Raw genomic sequence first — 17,111 nt, forward strand, 5'->3', positions numbered from 1 at the left:
CACCTATTACGACCATAGTGTCATAAAAGATGTCCTTATAGTTATTCGACATTCAACAAGAACTTTCTCGTTCTTTCCTCTTTAGTCATTTGAAATATTTCTGCCGATGTTCCTTGTTCAATAATTAAGCCTTCATCCATAAATACAATCCTATCAGCTACATCTTTGGCAAAATTCATTTCATGTGTCACTATAACCATTGTCATTCCTTCAGAAGCCAGCTCTTTAATTACTTGCAGTACCTCCCGTACAAGTTCGGGGTCAAGAGCGGAAGTAGGTTCATCAAAAAGCATGACAAGCGGATTTAAAGCGAGCGACCTAGCAATTGCTACTCTTTGCTGTTGTCCGCCCGAAAGTTGCGCTGGATAGTGGTTACAACGATCACCCAGTCCTACTTTAATTAGAAGTGCTTCAGCCAACTTTCTTGCTTCATTTCGTTTAGTTCCATGAATGACAATGGGCCCTTCCATGACATTTTCAATTGCAGTTTTATGGGGAAATAGATTAAACGATTGGAAGACAAATCCAGTCTTTTTTCTTAACTCTCGAATGTTTTTTTTTCGTTTACGTTCTAATTTCCCGCCTGCAAGCACTTGAAATTCACCAATTTGAATAACACCAGCTGTAGGTTCTTCTAAAAAGGTGAGGCACCGTAGCAAAGTTGATTTTCCAGAACCGCTCGGACCCATTAATACGACCACTTCGCTCTTTTCAATTGTCAAATCGATTCCTTGCAATACTTCATTTAATCCAAAGCTCTTTTTCAAATTAGTAATTTGAATAATACTCATGGTTTAGCACCCCACATTCATTTTTTTAATTCTATTTTTTACCGAACCAAGTATTTAGAAGTCTTAATTTCAAGTCTATTTAAAAGTGTTGTAAAGAAAGTGATTAATACCCAATAAATTGCTGCGGCGGTTAAATAAATTGTTAATGGCTCAAACGTTTTAGCTATTATTAAACTCGACATTTGTAATAGTTCTGTTACCGTTATGACTGAAACCAGTGATGTATCCTTAATGAGCACGATAAATGTATTTGACAAAGTTGGTATTGCTATACGCATACTCTGTGGTAATATTATTCTCTTTAATGCCTGTGAATAAGTCATTCCCATGGACATAGCTGCCTCCATCTGCCCATTATCAACGGCAAGTATGGATGCCCGGAAAGACTCAGACAAGTAAGCCCCAGCGTTTAAACTTAAAGCCAATATCCCGGAAGATATTGGGTCTAGGGTAATTCCTATTTGAGGCAAACCATAGTAAATAACGAATATTTGTACCAACAGCGGTGTTCCTCTTATGATGGAAATGTATGTGCTTGCTATTCCATTCAAAATCCTAACTTTTACGATTCGTATGATTGCAGTGAAAAACCCAATAATGAGTGCGATAACAATTGATATTGCCGCCAAGAGAATAGTCATTAATGTCGCTTTTAGCAGAGATGGCAAAGAATCAATAATAATTGCGGCGTCCATAAATCCCCCTCCTGTCTGACAATTAATCTGATAAGTTAATATATATATAATGAAATAAAGAATCCCATTGAACCTGCTGTAGCGCTAGGGGATGCCTGCGGCAAAAAAGCCAAGCAGGCATCGACGCTAACCTCACTGCTCCGACTGCCCCTTGTAAGTCACTTACTCTGTATACATTTGTTCAAGATATATAGTTACATTATTGTTTCTTCCTTACATTCAATTTCAATTCCAACACTATTCAACTCATCTATAAACGGCTGAAATCTATCCCTAATAATTAAACTTTCAATCGGTACTACGCCTGTCTCTGGTATTATTTTTAACGCAATCCACTTAGCTACAAGAGCTGCTGGAAGAGCAGTCGTTTTTGCCATCGATGTAATATTCCGTTCATGGTCAAAAAGATCAATCATTTCCCATGTATACTTTTTAGATTTTCCATCTTTCACACCACTGACCTCTACCCTCACAATTGTTATATCTTCATTTGAGTCAGATATCATTTTAGCTGTAAGAATTTTTTCCGCAACTGCTCGTGGAGTAGTTACTGTTCCTTCTATGGATATTTCTTCTGTGTCTAAAAATCCTAATTCACTTAAAACACCCATTTTCCCCCAATGACCAGGATAGCGGGCTGTTTTTTCATATAGTTTTTTAACTTTGTCCTTTAGCACAAATGCTGTGCTATGTGCATCTGTTATAACCGTTTCACAAACACCTACCGGGTCTGAAAAAATAACTTTTTCAAGTCCCGATAAAGGGGGCAATTTTATAAGCTTTCCGTCCTGTACAGCCATCGCGGGTTTTGTGTATAAACCAAGTACACTTTCTAAACGGAAAACTACTTGATACCAAAGAGGTGGAACAGGATGCCTTGGAATACCACCACAAGTCATAATTGCTTCGTCAGCTTCATCCAGCAATTCTATACCTTGTGCCGCTAAAAAGTTTGTTATACCTGGTGCAACACCGCACCCGGGAATGATAATAACACCTGCTTCTTGCGCCTCATCATGTAATGCTATTTTTTCAATGAAGTCTGAACCGACAAGATCTACAAGGTGGCATTTTGCTCTTATAGCTGCCTTCACTGCTATTAAACTTAAGGAATGTGGTAGACAAGCTACTGCTATATCGGCACCTTTTAGGATATTGAAAATATCCTCTTCTGTTTCCAACGGTGCTACTACCCCATTTACTTTTGGACTATTTGCATTTTCCAGACACTTCTCGATGCTGTCTTGTCTTCCATCAACTGCTGTAACTTTATCTATTACGGAAAACTTAGCGATTTCGCTGACCACTGTAGTTCCAATCATTCCCGTTCCTAATATGACAATATGCAATTTACATACCTCCCTTATCTACGGTTGCAGGATAAAGAAAACATAGAGTGATCAATAATCCTTATTGATCACTCTATGCGTACGGTTATTTTTCTAAAGGTTCTGTCCCGAACCATTTTTTGTAGATTTCATTATAAGTACCATCTTCTTTCATTTCACTCAGGGCTTCATTGACTTTTGAAATAAAGTCTTCATTTCCTTTATTGACAGCCATTCCAATTTCGTCTTTATTTAATATTCCACTAGTTATTTTTAAAGGAAGATTATTTTCTTTAATATTGTAGCTCATTAATAACTGGTCGTTTATAATGACATCCAATCGTTTGTTCGTCAAATCCTGAATGTAGTCACTGACAGCTTTGTATAACTTTACATCGGCCCCATCTACACTATTCGCAACCTCTTCAAATGTAGTTCCGCCCCCAACACCGACTTTTTTTCCTGAAATATCTTCAAGTTCTGTAATTCCTTCTGTTTCTTCACGGGTAACCAATACAGAACCGGTTATTACATAGGGTTCAGTAAAATCAACGCTTTTTTTACGTTCCTCAGTAACGGTCATCTGTCCAATGATAATGTCGAATTTATCGGCCTTCAGACCTCCAATTAACCCATCCCACTTTGTTGCGATGAATTTTGCCTCAACACCTAACTTTCTCGCGATTTCGTTGGAAATATCAACGTCAAATCCCTGGAACTCATCTTCGTCATCTAAAAAGTTAAATGGTGGATATGTTCCTTCGAAAGCAACATGCAATGTATTGGATTTTTCAATACGATCCATCACGCTTTTAGTGCCGCTTTCCTTACCTTTATTTTCATCTGTAATCTCGCTTTTCACTTCATTTGAACCGCAACCTGCAATTATAGTAATCATAAAAATGGTGATAATCGTCAAAATAATATTCCTCTTCATCTCATATCCCCCTTTTAAAATCACAGAAATACAAACAGCTACTATACAACTATTCTACGTATCTGACTTTATTCCTATTCCTTCATTATAAAACAAATGTTACCAGAAATCAATTGACTTGCATGAAGATTCAGTCAACTGTAAGAGGAAATGACTATATGAGCATCGCATTTTTATAATCTGTTTGATTTAAAACTGCCGCATATCTGTTGGGAGCTTCCAATACTGTGCCGTTAACGTATTTATAGACCAGGCCGATTATGTATCCTTCGAATGTCGGATACTAACGGAAATGAACCTCTATATGAATGTATGATTTTCATTATCAGTGGCATTCTAATCTTTATTATAATTTGAAAGGATTGAATAAATTTGTATTACTACAAGGAAGAGCTCATTAATATAATCACCCCTGATAAACCTGATCCAGAAGCTGCAAGAGTATTACAAGAAATTCTAGGTGGGCATTATGGCGAAATGAGAACTATGATGCAATACTTTTTCCAAAGTTCTAATTTCAGGGGTAAGGATACTCAATACCGAGATTTGCTTCGAGGTGTTTTCTTAGAAGAAATCGCACATGTAGAGCTCGTGCAAAATACAATTAACCAGCTATTAAATGATTCTGGAGAGTCTGCAGTTCCAGGGAATGCAGGTGTAGATCATGCTCCTCTGAATGACGCAACTAGACACGCTAACCCGCATCACTATATTATTGGAGCGCAAGCCTCTTTGCCTGTCGATGCTGCCGGTAACCCCTGGAACGGTTCTTGGGTTTATTCACATGGAAATCTTATAGCTGATTTACTTGACAACTTGGTTCTTGAGTCAACTGGAGTACTACAAAAGACGCGTATATACGAAATGAGTTCAAATAAAACTTTCCGGGAAACGCTTGCTTTTCTTATCGTACGGGATAATGCGCATCAAAATGCTTTTGCTAAAGCGTTAGAGACATTGGGTGTGGATTGGGGCAAACTCTTTCCTGTACCGAACTATGATATAAATAAGTATCCTGAATGTAGAAAGTTTGTTGAGATGGGGTACCATAATGCACAGTTCAATTTCAGATTAGACCCTACCCGAATTGGTGAAATATTCCGAGGTCAATCTCCTAGCAGGAACAATGGAACACTTTCAGTAACGGATCCTCCAAAAGGGTTTCCGGTTCCTTTAATGCCTGACATGCCAAATGAACATAGTCCAGGTATACAGGACTTGAGCACCTAAATTAAATCGGTCCCTTTACTAGGGACTGTTTTTTTGTATAACTAACTTCAGAAAATAAAGGCTTGTCATCTCTTGCCTTATAATAATCTGTTTCCCGTTGCCCGACTTGTCCGCCTTCTCTAGTTGCCCATCCTTCAATCGGTATACTGAGTTCTCATAAAAATCAATCTTCGCTGCCATATCTTTCACCAGGACCATTCCTCGTTCGTGTTATACTTGGCTTGGCCACGGCAGGAGAAGTCCTGCCTTTTTTTATTGCCCGAAAACACCGTCCCTCTATCCTTAATCGAGCCCCCTTCTGCCCAGTCTACAATCAACAGGATAATCCCCATTAACTAACTGTCCTTTGATACAATAGAAAATAGATAATTCAATTAAGGAGGGTAATGTGAACTATTTCATTAGCTTTCTATTAGCAACTTTACTCACTGCTTTTTCTTATATTTTAGGTAGTCTTCTAATCAGAAATGGTATAGCTGTTTGGCAAGCTCTCATAATTGGGGTTTCCGTTGTTTCGTTAGGCGCGATTACCGAAGCATTAGGTGCCCCTATATGGCTAATTGTATTAATACCATTTCCGGTTGGGATGTTTTTGCTTTACCTATTTTTAAATAAATCCATAGGAACTTGGTTTCTCACCTATCTAACTACATTAGTTTTATATTCGGTAATTCACGTTGTGGTGAGCTACTTTTTTCAATTTCACTCTTTAATTCCCGCTTGGCGATTATCCTGATTTCTGTAAACAATTATTCTTATGGGAATCCTACACTGGATTCCCTTTTATATCTCGACCTCATTTTAATAGTTTTTGTATTCTAGTTTGAATGAAGGGGTTAAAGTTTAGATTAAAAAACCATGCTCACCGTTAAAAATGATACAATCGCATGTAAAAAGATCAGTAATGAAAGCCGTTGTTCCTGGTTGAGGTAAGGGTGAAGCAACTGCGATGAAGAATCCTGCAAAGTTTATCGCGAAGAAAGTAACCGGATCACTTTTAGCCAAACCTAAGAAGAATAGGTTTTTCTCTCTATTTAAGTGATGATTTAACTGCTATATCCCGGTTCAACATTTCACGAAAACTCATTGAGTTCATTTTTTTCTTGTTGGTGGGTACATTTAAAAAACTATTTAGCGATAATTGTGGGTTTAACTTAGGAAGTATAGGGGTTGAAGTGGAAAGATATAGACTTCGAAAACAAAAAACTGACCGTGGATAGAACGGGAGATGAATTTGGTACGAGGGCGTCAAAAATAAAAAAGTCGCAGAACAATTGTTATCAGCGATTTTCTAGTTAACATTGAAACTATATCGAAAATGTTAGTTGAAAATTAAGTTATTCAGTGGAGAAAATGTGTCTTAAAATGATTATTTATTGATAGCCTCAACAGCTGCCCTTGTAGAAGTTTTAATAATGCATTTGATTCTATCTAAATTCGAAATCCTGCTACGTTAATTGCAAAGCACTTAGAAAATACACTGTATGGCCATGTATTTGAAGAAGATAAAAAATTCTGTAGTAACATTCAATGATGCGATAAATTATTAAAATACGGTTGATTGAAGGATTTTTGGGGTATGTCCCCCAAAAACCCCTTCAATCTATTTCCCCTTTGTCGTCTCCCAGGTGTTTTGGAGCCATTCATCAAACTCTGCACCCTTATCCCCTTCATACGTGTCATACAAATCAAGTCTCATGTTCTTCAACTTTTCTTTGTACTCTTCGTACGTATGGCCTGCCGGCAAACTTTTCTTAATTCTGAAGAAGACTTTATTAGCATCTTTAATTAACTCAAATTTATTTCTTGGCGGTAGCTGCACATCTTCGCCAAACTTCACAAGATTACGGTAAGCCGCTTCTACCACTTTATAGACGGCATCGTTGTTCATTCTATGCAGCAGTACATCGATAGTCCTTTTATGTTTCCACTGTCCCAATTCTTCGATAGCATCTAAACGGACTCTCCAATTCGACGTCCTGTTTACTGCCTTCCTTAATTCATCATAGTTTGGAGGCATTTCGTTTTTTATACCATTATTCAAGTAATCCAATCTCCTTCTGTTTCAATATCCTGTTTATGCAAGGGGATATCGTATGATAACCCTTCAATATGTATTGTACCATTATCTGTTGAAACACATACCCTTTTTACACATTCATGTTAAGAGTTTTAGCCCATGGCACGTAACCGTAGTATTGTATTGAAAAAACGCAAACCAAGGTAGCCGATGGTTTGCGTTTTATTATTAAGAACCCATTTTTCTGCGTGCGCTACTAACTTTTTTCGCTTGTTGGCTTTGCATTTTTTTTGCAGTTTGTATTGAATTACCTTTTTTATTGTTATCGGCGATTTGATTCTTCTTTGCTTCTAATTGTTTTTGCATCGCTTCTTTTAAGCTAATTTTTTTCTTTGGTGCATCTTGCTCGTTTGTTTCATGATTTTCAGTCATATGAAATCCTCCTTTATATCGAATGATGATTGTTTTTTTACTTCTTTCTAGTATACCCGAAACCCCACTACTACTGGAAGTTTTAATTAATATAATTGATAACTCGTAAAACCCATATATGCCGAAGTATTCAATACCTATAATAAATTAAGCGTAGGCGCATTAGCACTGGCAATCAAAACGAATCTGAAGGCACTATTCACTATACTATACATAGTTAAATTTCGAACTTGCTTTTTAACTGGTGATAATGAAGTGCACCTTGTATTTTTTGTTATTTTTTCGTACACAATACTAAAGCTTGTTTAATATGTTTTTTCTAGTTACCGTTTCGCCCAACGACTTTTGATGGTTTTACCGATAAATACTATACTAGTATATGTAATATTCAAAAAACAGTTTCAATAAAGTGAGTAAAGGGTATTTGTATATAAAAAATCAGGAGTTGATGAATATGGAATCTGATTATGCTGCAGATCAAATAGATCAGAAAGCGGTGGATGATGATTATTCATTAGATAGGGTTCCCCGGTCTAAAAGAACCATGGGCTGGTTAAGTATTACAAATATCACATTTGGGATAGCGACAGCTATTTTCTATTTTCAGATGGGAAGTGTTATGGCTCTTCAATTTGGAGCCATTAATGCGATCATATCCTCCACTTATGCGATAATCGTAGCGGGAATTCTAGGTACATTCATTTCTTATTTTTCCGCTAAATCCGGCATGAACGTAAATTTATTATCCAGGGCGGCGGATTTGGTTATATCGGAGCATCACTCACCTCATTTATTTATGCTACAAACTTCATCATGTATTGTGCGTTCGAAGGCTTGATTCTGGTCTCCGCAGTCCATTCATTTTTTCCCGCCTTCCCCCAATGGGTGTACATCATTTTCTTTGGTACAATTGTAATTCCATTAAACTGGTTTGGTATTAAACAACTAGACAAACTTCAAAAATGGTCCTTACCAATATTCTTTATTTTCTTACTGGCAGCGATTATTGTCTCTTTATATACACCCTCAGTTTACGATGGTGAATTTTGGACATACATGCCAGGAGGTGTTCAAGTCGGCGGAACCGCATTGTTGTATTGTATAGGCATACACCACGGCATTATGGGTCTGACGGCTCTTCTTTCCTCAGATTATGCCCGTTTCCTTAAGCCGCAAGATATCAGAATAGGCTCCGTTGCAATTGGGTTCATCCCGCAAATTTTCTGTTTTGGAGTGATGGGTGGCCTTGGTATCTGGTTTGGAGTCCGTCTTGGAGAGTCGAATCCGGGTATTTACATCGTCCTTCTTCTAGGAGCGAGTGGCGTCTTCTTTACAATGTTGACCCAAATAAGAATCAATATCACAAATATCTATAGCAGTTCCCTATCGCTATCCAACTTCTTTGAAAACATTTTTAATTTCAAGCCGGGTAGACGATTCTGGGTTGTCGTTTCAGCTGTAACTGCGATGGCACTGATGCTCGGTGGCATTGTTGATCATTTAGATACTGCCATGACATTCCAAGGAGTCTTTTTATTGTCTTGGGCTGCAATCTTGGTGACCGACGCATTAATCGTAAAAAAACTATTAAAGATTGGTCCTGGGTATTATGAAGCGCGACAACAATACTTATTTAAATGGAATCCTGTCGGAGTCGTTTCCCTCCTTGTCGCTAGTGGTTTAGGAACACTGGCAGCTTTGGGCTTTATGGGGCCGTTCTTACAAAGTACCGCTGCATTTTTTGCGGCAATCCTATCGGCTGTCCTTACAGTAATTCTAGCCATTTACACGAAAGGAAAATATTATTTAGCAAGCGAAGCCGATGATGTTCCAAATGAAGATTATATTAGGTAATAATTCCCCAAATATATGTTTACATTTTTACTAGGCCAGCGATTAGATACTAATGCAATTAAATTACTCTTAGGAAAGCATCTCACCTTTAAATCGATCAGCCAGCTCGAAAAAGCACTAGATAATAAGATGATGTTCGACGGCTCTTCAATCGAAGGATTTGTACGAATCGAGGAATCGGATATGTACCTCATACCGGATCTTAACACGTGGATGGTATTCCCTTGGCCTTCAGGTAAAGGCAGAGTTGCACGGTTAATCTGTGATATCTATCTTGCAAGTGGTTCTTCGATTACAGGTGATCCTCGTGGCAATTTAAAACGTGTATTAAAAGAGATGAAAGAACTCGGATTCACAGATTTCAACCTCGGGCCTGAACCAGAATTTTTCTTATTCAAGCACGATGAAAATATGCAACCAACAATGGAACTAAACGATAACGGCGGTTATTTCGACCTTGCCCCAATAGACCTCGGAGAAAACTGTCGACGCGACATCGTTTTGGAGCTAGAGGAAATGGGTTTCGAAATTGAAGCATCCCACCATGAGTGTGCACCAGGACAACACGAAATCGACTTCAAATATGCGGATGTACTTACCGCTTGCGACAATATCCAAACATTCAAACTCGTAGTCAAAACGATTGCACGAAAGCATGGTTTGCACGCAACCTTCATGCCAAAACCTCTTTTCGGCGTCAGCGGATCGGGTATGCATAGCAATGTTTCCCTATTTAAAGATAGTAAAAATGCTTTTATTGACGAAAATGGTGAATTACAATCGAGCACAATAGCATATCAGTTCATGGCTGGGGTTCTTGAGCATGCTCCTGGTTTTACAGCAGTGACAAATCCGACAGTTAACTCCTACAAACGACTTGTACCTGGCTACGAAGCACCATGCTACATCGCCTGGTCCGCTCAAAACCGCAGTCCGCTTATCCGAATCCCTGCTTCCCGGGGCATAAGCACTCGAATCGAAGTCCGTTCCGTTGACTCGGCAGCAAATCCATATCTTGCAATGGCGACTATTTTAAAATCTGGCTTAGACGGCACCAAACGTAAACTTGAGCCACCGAAGCCCGTTGATCGTAATATTTATGAAATGCAATATTCCGAGCTTCAAGAATTAGGAATCGGTACCTTACCAACTGACCTTGATCACGCACTCATCGCACTTGGTAAAGATGAAATTATCCAAGAAGCTCTTGGCAAGCATATTTTCACAAACTTTATGACAGAGAAGAAATTGGAATGGGAAAGTTACCGAATTACTATGCATCCTTGGGAAGTTGAACGTTATATGAAGATATACTGATAAATTCAAGTTGGTATGTAACCTTTGCTATACAATAGCTCAATTTAGATTGATGAAAAAAATTCCCTTAACAAGTTTTGAGCCCTTGATAACTCAGGTAGGAGTTATCAAGGGCTATGTCTAGTTTTGGCCAGTAGGATATTCCCCAGTGGCTTTGACTCGGGTTACTCCATTGATAACGGACAATGTTTCTTGGTAACTAAACAAAACTTCTATGAAGCTAGGCCACAAAAAACGAATTCATCCTAATATGAAGTCATTCATTCCTAAATAACATTTTCTTCGCAGCATTTAGGCGAGTACTACTAAAAAATGACGATAATCATCCAACAACTGCCGCCGAATCTGTGTTAAAAGTAATTCTAACTTTTCATCTGTCGGAAAATTGATCACGATTTTTGCTTGGTATACTTACGTAAGCAATAGGATATATTAAAAAGACCGCATGAGGCAAGTGTATTTAGCGGTATTGTAATAAGCAGTTCCAACAATAAAAATTGACCTGAAAGCGGAAAAACAAACTACCTTGGCCTGTCAAACTCAAGGAAGGTCATTCTTTAGTCTGTCTATTAATGCATATGTATTATATTGAGGTGATTTTGCAAGTGGAAACTAGGTTAAATACTCTATTCGTAGTACTTGTCCTTCTAATAACTCTCTTTGGTTTTGGGTTCCTAGCTTTCCTAGTCAAAGTAAATCAAATTTTTCAGTTTGACAATGTAATCATCTCTTTTATTCATAGCCTGGAGTCTGAACGTTTGACCACGATAATGAAATTTTTCTCTTTTATAGGGTCGGGTTCTTCAGTTAAAGTTCTTGCACTGATTACAATAATAGTCCTTTTCTTCTTTTTCAAATATCGATCTGAACTTATATTGTTTACTGTAGTTATAATTGGTTCTCACTATATTTTTCAAGCGTTAAAACAAATATTTCAAAGGCCTCGCCCAGAATTGCATCAACTTATTGAAATTGGTGGGTACAGTTTCCCAAGCGGCCATGCGATGAATGCAATAACGTTATATGGAATCATTTCATTCCTACTATGGTCTCGTATTCCCTCAAATTGGGGCCGAACGCTCTTAGTCATCCTTAGTACAATCATGGTTCTAATGATTGGAATTAGCCGCATATATTTAGGCGTTCATTACCCTAGTGATGTAATTGCAGGCTTTTTTGTGGGTAGTTTTTGGCTGATTGGTGCGATTTGGTGTTTTCAGTTCATTCATAGAAAGGTTTCTGAGCGAACATATACAAAATAGCTGTATGCTTAAGCTTTGTTTTAGCCGCCGTCTAAAGAAAAGCCAAGTTCTGAGTGATTTCAGAACTTGGCTACTTTTATTTTATAACTTTACATACATACACCATAGAAACACTTTTTGCATTGAGCTCATTTTTATCCCAATCACCGAATACTTGAATGATCTCAAATCCATTATCCTTAAGTACTCTTTCCATTTCAAGTGGAAATGAATAGCGCAAGGAAATACCATCTTGCTCTTTAGCAATTAAAGTGTCTCCCTGATGAATTTGCCGATTAGTATAACAATGCAATATTTGTGTCATCGAATCATATTCATCACGGTGGAATTCAATGATCCGATTTCCATATTTATCAATATACTTTTGCTCGTACTCATCAACAGCTCCCAACTCGTGGAATATCGGATTTCTTGTGTCAAAAATAAAGATTCCATCCTCTATCAGATGCTTTCGAACAGATTAGAATAAGGCATTCTCCAATTACTTCTTTACTTTTGAAAGCGTCAGCCCATCACCGATTGGAACAAGAAGCGATTCTAATTGAGGATGGTTGGCTACGGTTTCATTAAACTTCTTCATTATTTCGGTATAGCGTTTAGGTTTTGCACTTTGGTCCACTACACTACCACCAGCAAGCACATTATCCATAACGATTAAAGCACCTGAATCTGCAAGCTGAATGCAATATTCCAAGTAATTTTCATAGTTTTCTTTATCTGCATCAATAAAGAAAAAATCAAATCGCTGATGATTGTCGACTAGTTTCTCCAGGTTTTGCAAAGCAGCGCCTGTCATATAGGAGACTTGGTCGCCAAAGCCAGCTTTAGCTAGATTACTGGAGGCCAAATTTGCATAATCCTTTTCCAATTCAAGGGAGGTTAGTTTCCCTTCACTTCCAAATCCTCTAGCAAGGCAAATTCCGCTATAGCCGCCAAGTGCACCAATTTCAAGTATATTCTTAGCACCTGAAATAGCGATTAGCATCGTTAGCAGCTTGCCAGAAGAAGGGGATACCGATATGGCAGGCATACCGTTTTCTTCAATAGAAGAAATCACATCCTGCAAAAGAGCATCTTGCTTCGTAAAAACCGTATCGATATAACTGTTAATTTGTTTCATCCACTTCAATTCCTTTCTCATTATGATCTACCGACTATTTCATTAATTTTTCCTTCGTCTCAATTAGTTGCTTTGCTAATCGAAAAATTAATTCTTTTCTTACAAGTGGTAACTCATCACAATAAGTTCTCCGCTCCTCCCCATCTCTCGTACGCCTTCATCAATATAGCCACATTTTTTATACAAAGCCTGGGCTTTCTCATTTTTAACATTTACAGCTAGTACAATCTCATCAATATCTTTAAAATTACTTCTAACAAACTCTGGTAAAAGCATTAAAGCATTCTTCCCATAACCTTTACCTTGTTGATGAAAATCCGTTGAAAAACTTCTAATTAATATTGCATTGTCATTCGGTGAAAAAGGCTTGACCCCTTCACCTTTATGTAGGCTAAAGAACGTTACCAGTTGCTCGTTTTTTACTGCTAAAATCGAATAGCGATTCTGCTCTGTATTCGATAGATCAATGGCATCCTTGGGTGTCCCCGTAAATCGTAGCTGTTCGTCGGTTAATGTATAGTTTTCTATGAGTTCAGTAAACGCATGATTATAAAATTGAAGTTTCATGTATTCTACACCTTTCTATAAACGAACATACAATCTTTTCAGTTAGATCATATGTGCTATAAACAAAATAACCAATTACTTAAAAGAGTTAAACTTCATTATATCAGCAATATCACGGTCAAACTCAAGTTATTTCATAATTCTCCTTAGATTCACAAAGTTATCATATACCAGCATATGAAAGTGTAACATTCCTCGTATAATACCCTATTAAGCACCAAAAAAGAGACTCTCAAGTATATGGAGTCTCTCCTTTGCAGTACTTCGTGACATAAAGAATACGTGAATTAATGGAAGTTGTTTTCTGTACTTACTTATGAAAGAAATTGAAGCCCTTGCATGAATAGCTTTCTATAATTTTTTAACAAATTCAGTTTTAAGTTTCATAGCTCCGATTCCATCAATTTTACAATCAATATCATGATCCTCATCTACCAAACGTATATCTTTTACCTTGGTTCCTTTTTTAACGACTAATGAACTTCCTTTTACTTTAAGATCTTTAATCACTGTCACAGAATCACCATCGGATAAAACATTTCCATTGCTGTCTTTATAAATCTTTTCCGGCTCACTACTTTCGGATTCTGATTCAAAAGACCATTCATAAGCACATTCTGGACATATGAGAAGTGCCCCATCTTCATAAGTGTATTCTGAATTACATTTTGGGCAATTTGGTAGGTTTACCATTATTTCATTTCCTCCATTCATTATAGGTATTTCAACGAGATTTATATTGCTAGCAATTTACTCTCAACAATTTTAAAAATATATAGGGGTGCCTTATATGCTTATATACTGCCACAGTCTTGTCATATTGACAAGCTTGCTTACACATTTCTTCTCATAGCTTCACTCTACTACGATGACCCTTTTTTTGACAAAATAGTACTTAGCGAATCAGCTATTTAAAAAATCTTTAATCGGATATACGAAGCTATCGCAACTTAAGCTCATGTTAAAAATCCAAAGGGATAAAATTCAACCACAAACATTACTTTAGAATTTCCCCTTTAAATAGTCCTATAAGTAATTGTCTTTGAATAAAATGCAAGGACATTATATTATTGGAGGGCTATTCATGAATTCTATATTCACCTATATCTTTTTAGGCATATCTATGGCTGCACCAATTGGACCTGTTAAATCCGTCTTATTAAATACGGGTATTAAAAGTGGATTTTTTCATGCTTGGTTTTTTAGTCTGGGTGCTTTGACAACCGACATCATGTATATGTTCATAGTATATTTTGGAGTGGGTCAATTTATTGATTCACCTTTAATGAAAATAATTCTTTGGTCGTTCGGCTGTTTTGTACTTATGTATACGGGTATAGAAAATTTACTATCACTAAATAAAATTGAGATGAAATTAAGATTTGGAAAAAGAGTCAGACTTAGAAAATCAATACTATCAGGTTTCTTCATGTCGTTGTTGAATCCACTTACCATCCTCTTTTGGCTAGGAATCTATGGTTCCATCCTCGCGAAAACAGTTAGTGCTTCTACAGAATATCAAATTATTTTAAATAGCATTGCAATTTTGGTTGGTATTATGTTTGTGGATTTAATAATGTCCTTTTTATCTGGTGGCGCTCGTAAATTATTATCCACCAAGTTTTTGAAGATTGTTTCCATTATTTCATCCGTATCCATGATCGGATTCGGAATATACTTTGGTATTCAGGCTTTTCAAACGTTATTTTTATAAACCATCTTAAAATTTCATAAGAATCATTTCTAATTTTTACATAGTATCTTCCCTAGTTATTTGAATAATTCAAAAGATAAATATTAAACGCATAAATTGCACAGGCAAGGAAACCATACCTTTACTAATCAAAATCAGGAATTATCGAGGTGTGGTAATGGACAAAAGTGCAGATAAAGTAAGTGTATGGTGCATTGTAAGCATGGCTTCAATTCCTCTCATCATGACGCTTGGGAATTCCATGCTTATTCCAGTGCTCCCGATACTGGAAGAAAAAGTTGGTATCACATCATTTCAATCAAGTATGATCATTACAAGCTACTCAGTTGCCGCAATTTTTCTAATACCAGTAGCCGGTTATTTATCAGACCGCTTTGGTAGGAAAATGGTGATATTGCCGAGTTTAATCTTCGCTTTAATCGGTGGTCTGATTGCCGGATTCGCTTCATGGAAAATGAATGACCCATACACAATGATTATTGTGGGACGGATTCTGCAGGGAGTAGGAGCAGCTGGAGCCATGCCAATCGTTTTGCCACTCGTGGGTGACCTTTACCAGGATGATGATGAAAAAACGAGTTCTTGTTTAGGTATTATTGAAACGTCGAACACGTTTGGAAAAGTATTAAGTCCAATCTTAGGTTCAGTATTTGCTGCTATTTTATGGTTTCTTCCTTTCTTCTCCATCTCAGCACTTAGTTTAATTTCCTTTGCCCTCATCTTTTTCTTCGTTAAAGTCCCTAAAGAAAAAGATGAGCCAGTAAAGTTCAAGCAATTTTTAAGTAACACAAAAAAAGTATTCAAAGTGGAAGGTAAATGGTTGTATACTGTATTCCTTAATGGAGTCCTTGTAATGCTTATATTGTTCAGCATGTTATTTTTCTTATCAGAAAACCTTGAAAAAGTTCATGATATAAAGGGTATTAAAAAAGGATTCGTTTTGGCCATTCCACTTCTGCTACTTTGTATTGCCTCCTTTATTTCCGGTCGTAAAATTAAAGGTAATCTCAAGACGATAAAAAAAGTAATGATTATTTGCTTGATTGCGATGTCCGCCAGCGTCATATTCGTCGGGTTTACAAGCGAAAAACTTATCCTTCTGTTAATCGTAACAAGTATAGTTGGAATTGCGATTGGTGCATTATTACCTGCACTTGACGCCATAATTACAGAAAATATAAAAAAAGAATTAAGAGGCACAGTTTCTTCTTTTTATAGCTCGGCGAGGTTTATCGGCGTAGCAGCAGGTCCACCTATTATGTCACTCGCTATGAAAAACTTTCTCAATGTCAGTTACATTACGGCAGGTGTATTAGGGATTATCCTTGTGTTCATTGTCTTTAAGTTCATCAAAGTCGAGGAAATTGAAAAATCAAATAAAACAACATAAAAATAAGGACCTAATAGCTATTATGGCTAATTGGGTCCTTTTATATTAAAGTATGTAAATAACATGTATTGCTGCATTCTCATTCAGATTTTAAACTAAAAATTATAAGAAATATTCCACAAAAAAGGCATACTATTCTCGTCAATGACACTTTTTCAGCGAGACCAAGTAATGCAATTCCTGTCGTAACAATTAGAATTACGGGACCCACTAAGGCTAGTAGCGTATTGATATAAAAGGCTTTTTCTAAATCATTGAATTTAAACATTAATGCTGCAGCTGTTATCTCTATACTTCCCGAAATTAGTCTTAATGTAATGATCAAAACAAGTGCCTTTTCAATAAATGGAACCACATCCCTTGCTTATATTCATACCTAATATATGCAAGAAATCCAAGAACTATTTTCATTCTTGAATCAAATTTGCGACCTATATTTTTATTACAAGCCGTG

The 17,111-nt window shown here is 37.0% G+C and carries 17 protein-coding genes and 1 pseudogene; 7 read left to right on the top strand and 11 right to left on the bottom strand.

Translation table 11 applies throughout. The annotated features are described in order from the left end of the window. Nucleotides 1–41: 41 nt before the first annotated feature. The 4 genes from AC1TO6_RS05790 to AC1TO6_RS05805 form a co-directional block, all read right to left on the bottom strand. Nucleotides 42–791: an amino acid ABC transporter ATP-binding protein gene (locus tag AC1TO6_RS05790; protein WP_482100668.1), complete on the bottom strand. Its 750-nt coding sequence runs from the start codon at nt 789–791 to the stop codon at nt 42–44. A gap of 38 nt (nt 792–829) precedes the next feature. Continuing rightward, nucleotides 830–1,486: an amino acid ABC transporter permease gene (locus AC1TO6_RS05795; protein ID WP_482100669.1), complete on the bottom strand. Its 657-nt coding sequence runs from the start codon at nt 1,484–1,486 to the stop codon at nt 830–832. Between the two features lie 194 nt (nt 1,487–1,680). Further along, nucleotides 1,681–2,835, bottom strand: coding sequence for a saccharopine dehydrogenase family protein (locus AC1TO6_RS05800; protein ID WP_482100670.1), 1,155 nt, complete (start codon nt 2,833–2,835; stop codon nt 1,681–1,683). 85 nt (nt 2,836–2,920) lie between these two features. Next, entirely contained in the window at nt 2,921–3,751 is an 831-nt protein-coding gene (locus tag AC1TO6_RS05805) for a transporter substrate-binding domain-containing protein (RefSeq protein ID WP_482100671.1), read from the bottom strand. A 372-nt stretch (nt 3,752–4,123) separates the two neighbouring features. On the opposite strand from AC1TO6_RS05805, the gene AC1TO6_RS05810 reads away from it, so the two are divergent. Continuing rightward, nucleotides 4,124–4,981, top strand: a complete 858-nt coding sequence (locus AC1TO6_RS05810; protein ID WP_482100672.1) for a manganese catalase family protein — start codon at nt 4,124–4,126, stop codon at nt 4,979–4,981. 388 nt (nt 4,982–5,369) lie between these two features. Continuing rightward, nucleotides 5,370–5,717 carry a hypothetical protein gene (locus tag AC1TO6_RS05815; RefSeq protein ID WP_482100673.1) on the top strand — a complete coding sequence of 116 codons (348 nt, stop codon included), beginning with the start codon at nt 5,370–5,372 and terminating at the stop codon, nt 5,715–5,717. An 867-nt stretch (nt 5,718–6,584) separates the two neighbouring features. Here the strand turns inward: AC1TO6_RS05815 and AC1TO6_RS05820 are convergent. Further along, on the bottom strand, nt 6,585–7,001 hold the full coding sequence (locus tag AC1TO6_RS05820; RefSeq protein ID WP_482101002.1) for a HEAT repeat domain-containing protein: 417 nt from the start codon (nt 6,999–7,001) through the stop codon (nt 6,585–6,587). Between the two features lie 228 nt (nt 7,002–7,229). Then, entirely contained in the window at nt 7,230–7,433 is a 204-nt protein-coding gene (locus AC1TO6_RS05825) for a hypothetical protein (protein WP_482100674.1), read from the bottom strand. A gap of 454 nt (nt 7,434–7,887) precedes the next feature. On the opposite strand from AC1TO6_RS05825, the pseudogene AC1TO6_RS05830 reads away from it, so the two are divergent. From AC1TO6_RS05830 to AC1TO6_RS05840, 3 genes and pseudogenes are all read left to right on the top strand, one after another. Beyond that, a pseudogene (locus AC1TO6_RS05830) lies at nt 7,888–9,287 on the top strand (purine-cytosine permease family protein). Nucleotides 9,288–9,302: 15 nt separating this feature from the next. After that, a complete protein-coding gene (glnA, locus tag AC1TO6_RS05835) occupies nt 9,303–10,604 on the top strand; it encodes a type I glutamate--ammonia ligase (protein WP_482100675.1) in 1,302 nt (433 codons plus the stop codon). A gap of 770 nt (nt 10,605–11,374) precedes the next feature. Next, nucleotides 11,375–11,866, top strand: coding sequence for a phosphatase PAP2 family protein (locus AC1TO6_RS05840; protein WP_482101003.1), 492 nt, complete (start codon nt 11,375–11,377; stop codon nt 11,864–11,866). Nucleotides 11,867–11,942: 76 nt separating this feature from the next. On the opposite strand, the gene AC1TO6_RS05845 is transcribed toward AC1TO6_RS05840, so the two are convergent. The 4 genes from AC1TO6_RS05845 to AC1TO6_RS05860 form a co-directional block, all read right to left on the bottom strand. Continuing rightward, nucleotides 11,943–12,257: a hypothetical protein gene (locus tag AC1TO6_RS05845; RefSeq protein WP_482100676.1), complete on the bottom strand. Its 315-nt coding sequence runs from the start codon at nt 12,255–12,257 to the stop codon at nt 11,943–11,945. Nucleotides 12,258–12,347: 90 nt separating this feature from the next. After that, nucleotides 12,348–12,986: an O-methyltransferase gene (locus AC1TO6_RS05850; RefSeq protein ID WP_482100677.1), complete on the bottom strand. Its 639-nt coding sequence runs from the start codon at nt 12,984–12,986 to the stop codon at nt 12,348–12,350. A gap of 99 nt (nt 12,987–13,085) precedes the next feature. Continuing rightward, on the bottom strand, nt 13,086–13,553 hold the full coding sequence (locus tag AC1TO6_RS05855) for a GNAT family N-acetyltransferase (protein ID WP_482100678.1): 468 nt from the start codon (nt 13,551–13,553) through the stop codon (nt 13,086–13,088). Between the two features lie 351 nt (nt 13,554–13,904). Further along, nucleotides 13,905–14,246 (bottom strand): zinc ribbon domain-containing protein YjdM, encoded by a 342-nt coding sequence (locus tag AC1TO6_RS05860; protein WP_482100679.1) that lies wholly within the window; start codon nt 14,244–14,246, stop codon nt 13,905–13,907. Nucleotides 14,247–14,637: 391 nt separating this feature from the next. On the opposite strand from AC1TO6_RS05860, the gene AC1TO6_RS05865 reads away from it, so the two are divergent. Both AC1TO6_RS05865 and AC1TO6_RS05870 read left to right on the top strand, forming a co-directional pair. Beyond that, the gene (locus AC1TO6_RS05865) at nt 14,638–15,267 is read left to right on the top strand and encodes a LysE family transporter (RefSeq protein WP_482100680.1); all 630 of its coding nucleotides are present in this window, start codon (nt 14,638–14,640) and stop codon (nt 15,265–15,267) included. A gap of 157 nt (nt 15,268–15,424) precedes the next feature. Beyond that, nucleotides 15,425–16,657, top strand: coding sequence for an MFS transporter (locus AC1TO6_RS05870; RefSeq protein WP_482100681.1), 1,233 nt, complete (start codon nt 15,425–15,427; stop codon nt 16,655–16,657). A 79-nt stretch (nt 16,658–16,736) separates the two neighbouring features. Here AC1TO6_RS05870 and AC1TO6_RS05875 read toward each other — a convergent pair whose 3' ends face one another. After that, nucleotides 16,737–17,012, bottom strand: coding sequence for a YqhV family protein (locus tag AC1TO6_RS05875; protein WP_482100682.1), 276 nt, complete (start codon nt 17,010–17,012; stop codon nt 16,737–16,739). Nucleotides 17,013–17,111: the final 99 nt, after the last annotated feature.

This window comes from Sporosarcina sp. Y352 (genome assembly GCF_056786535.1).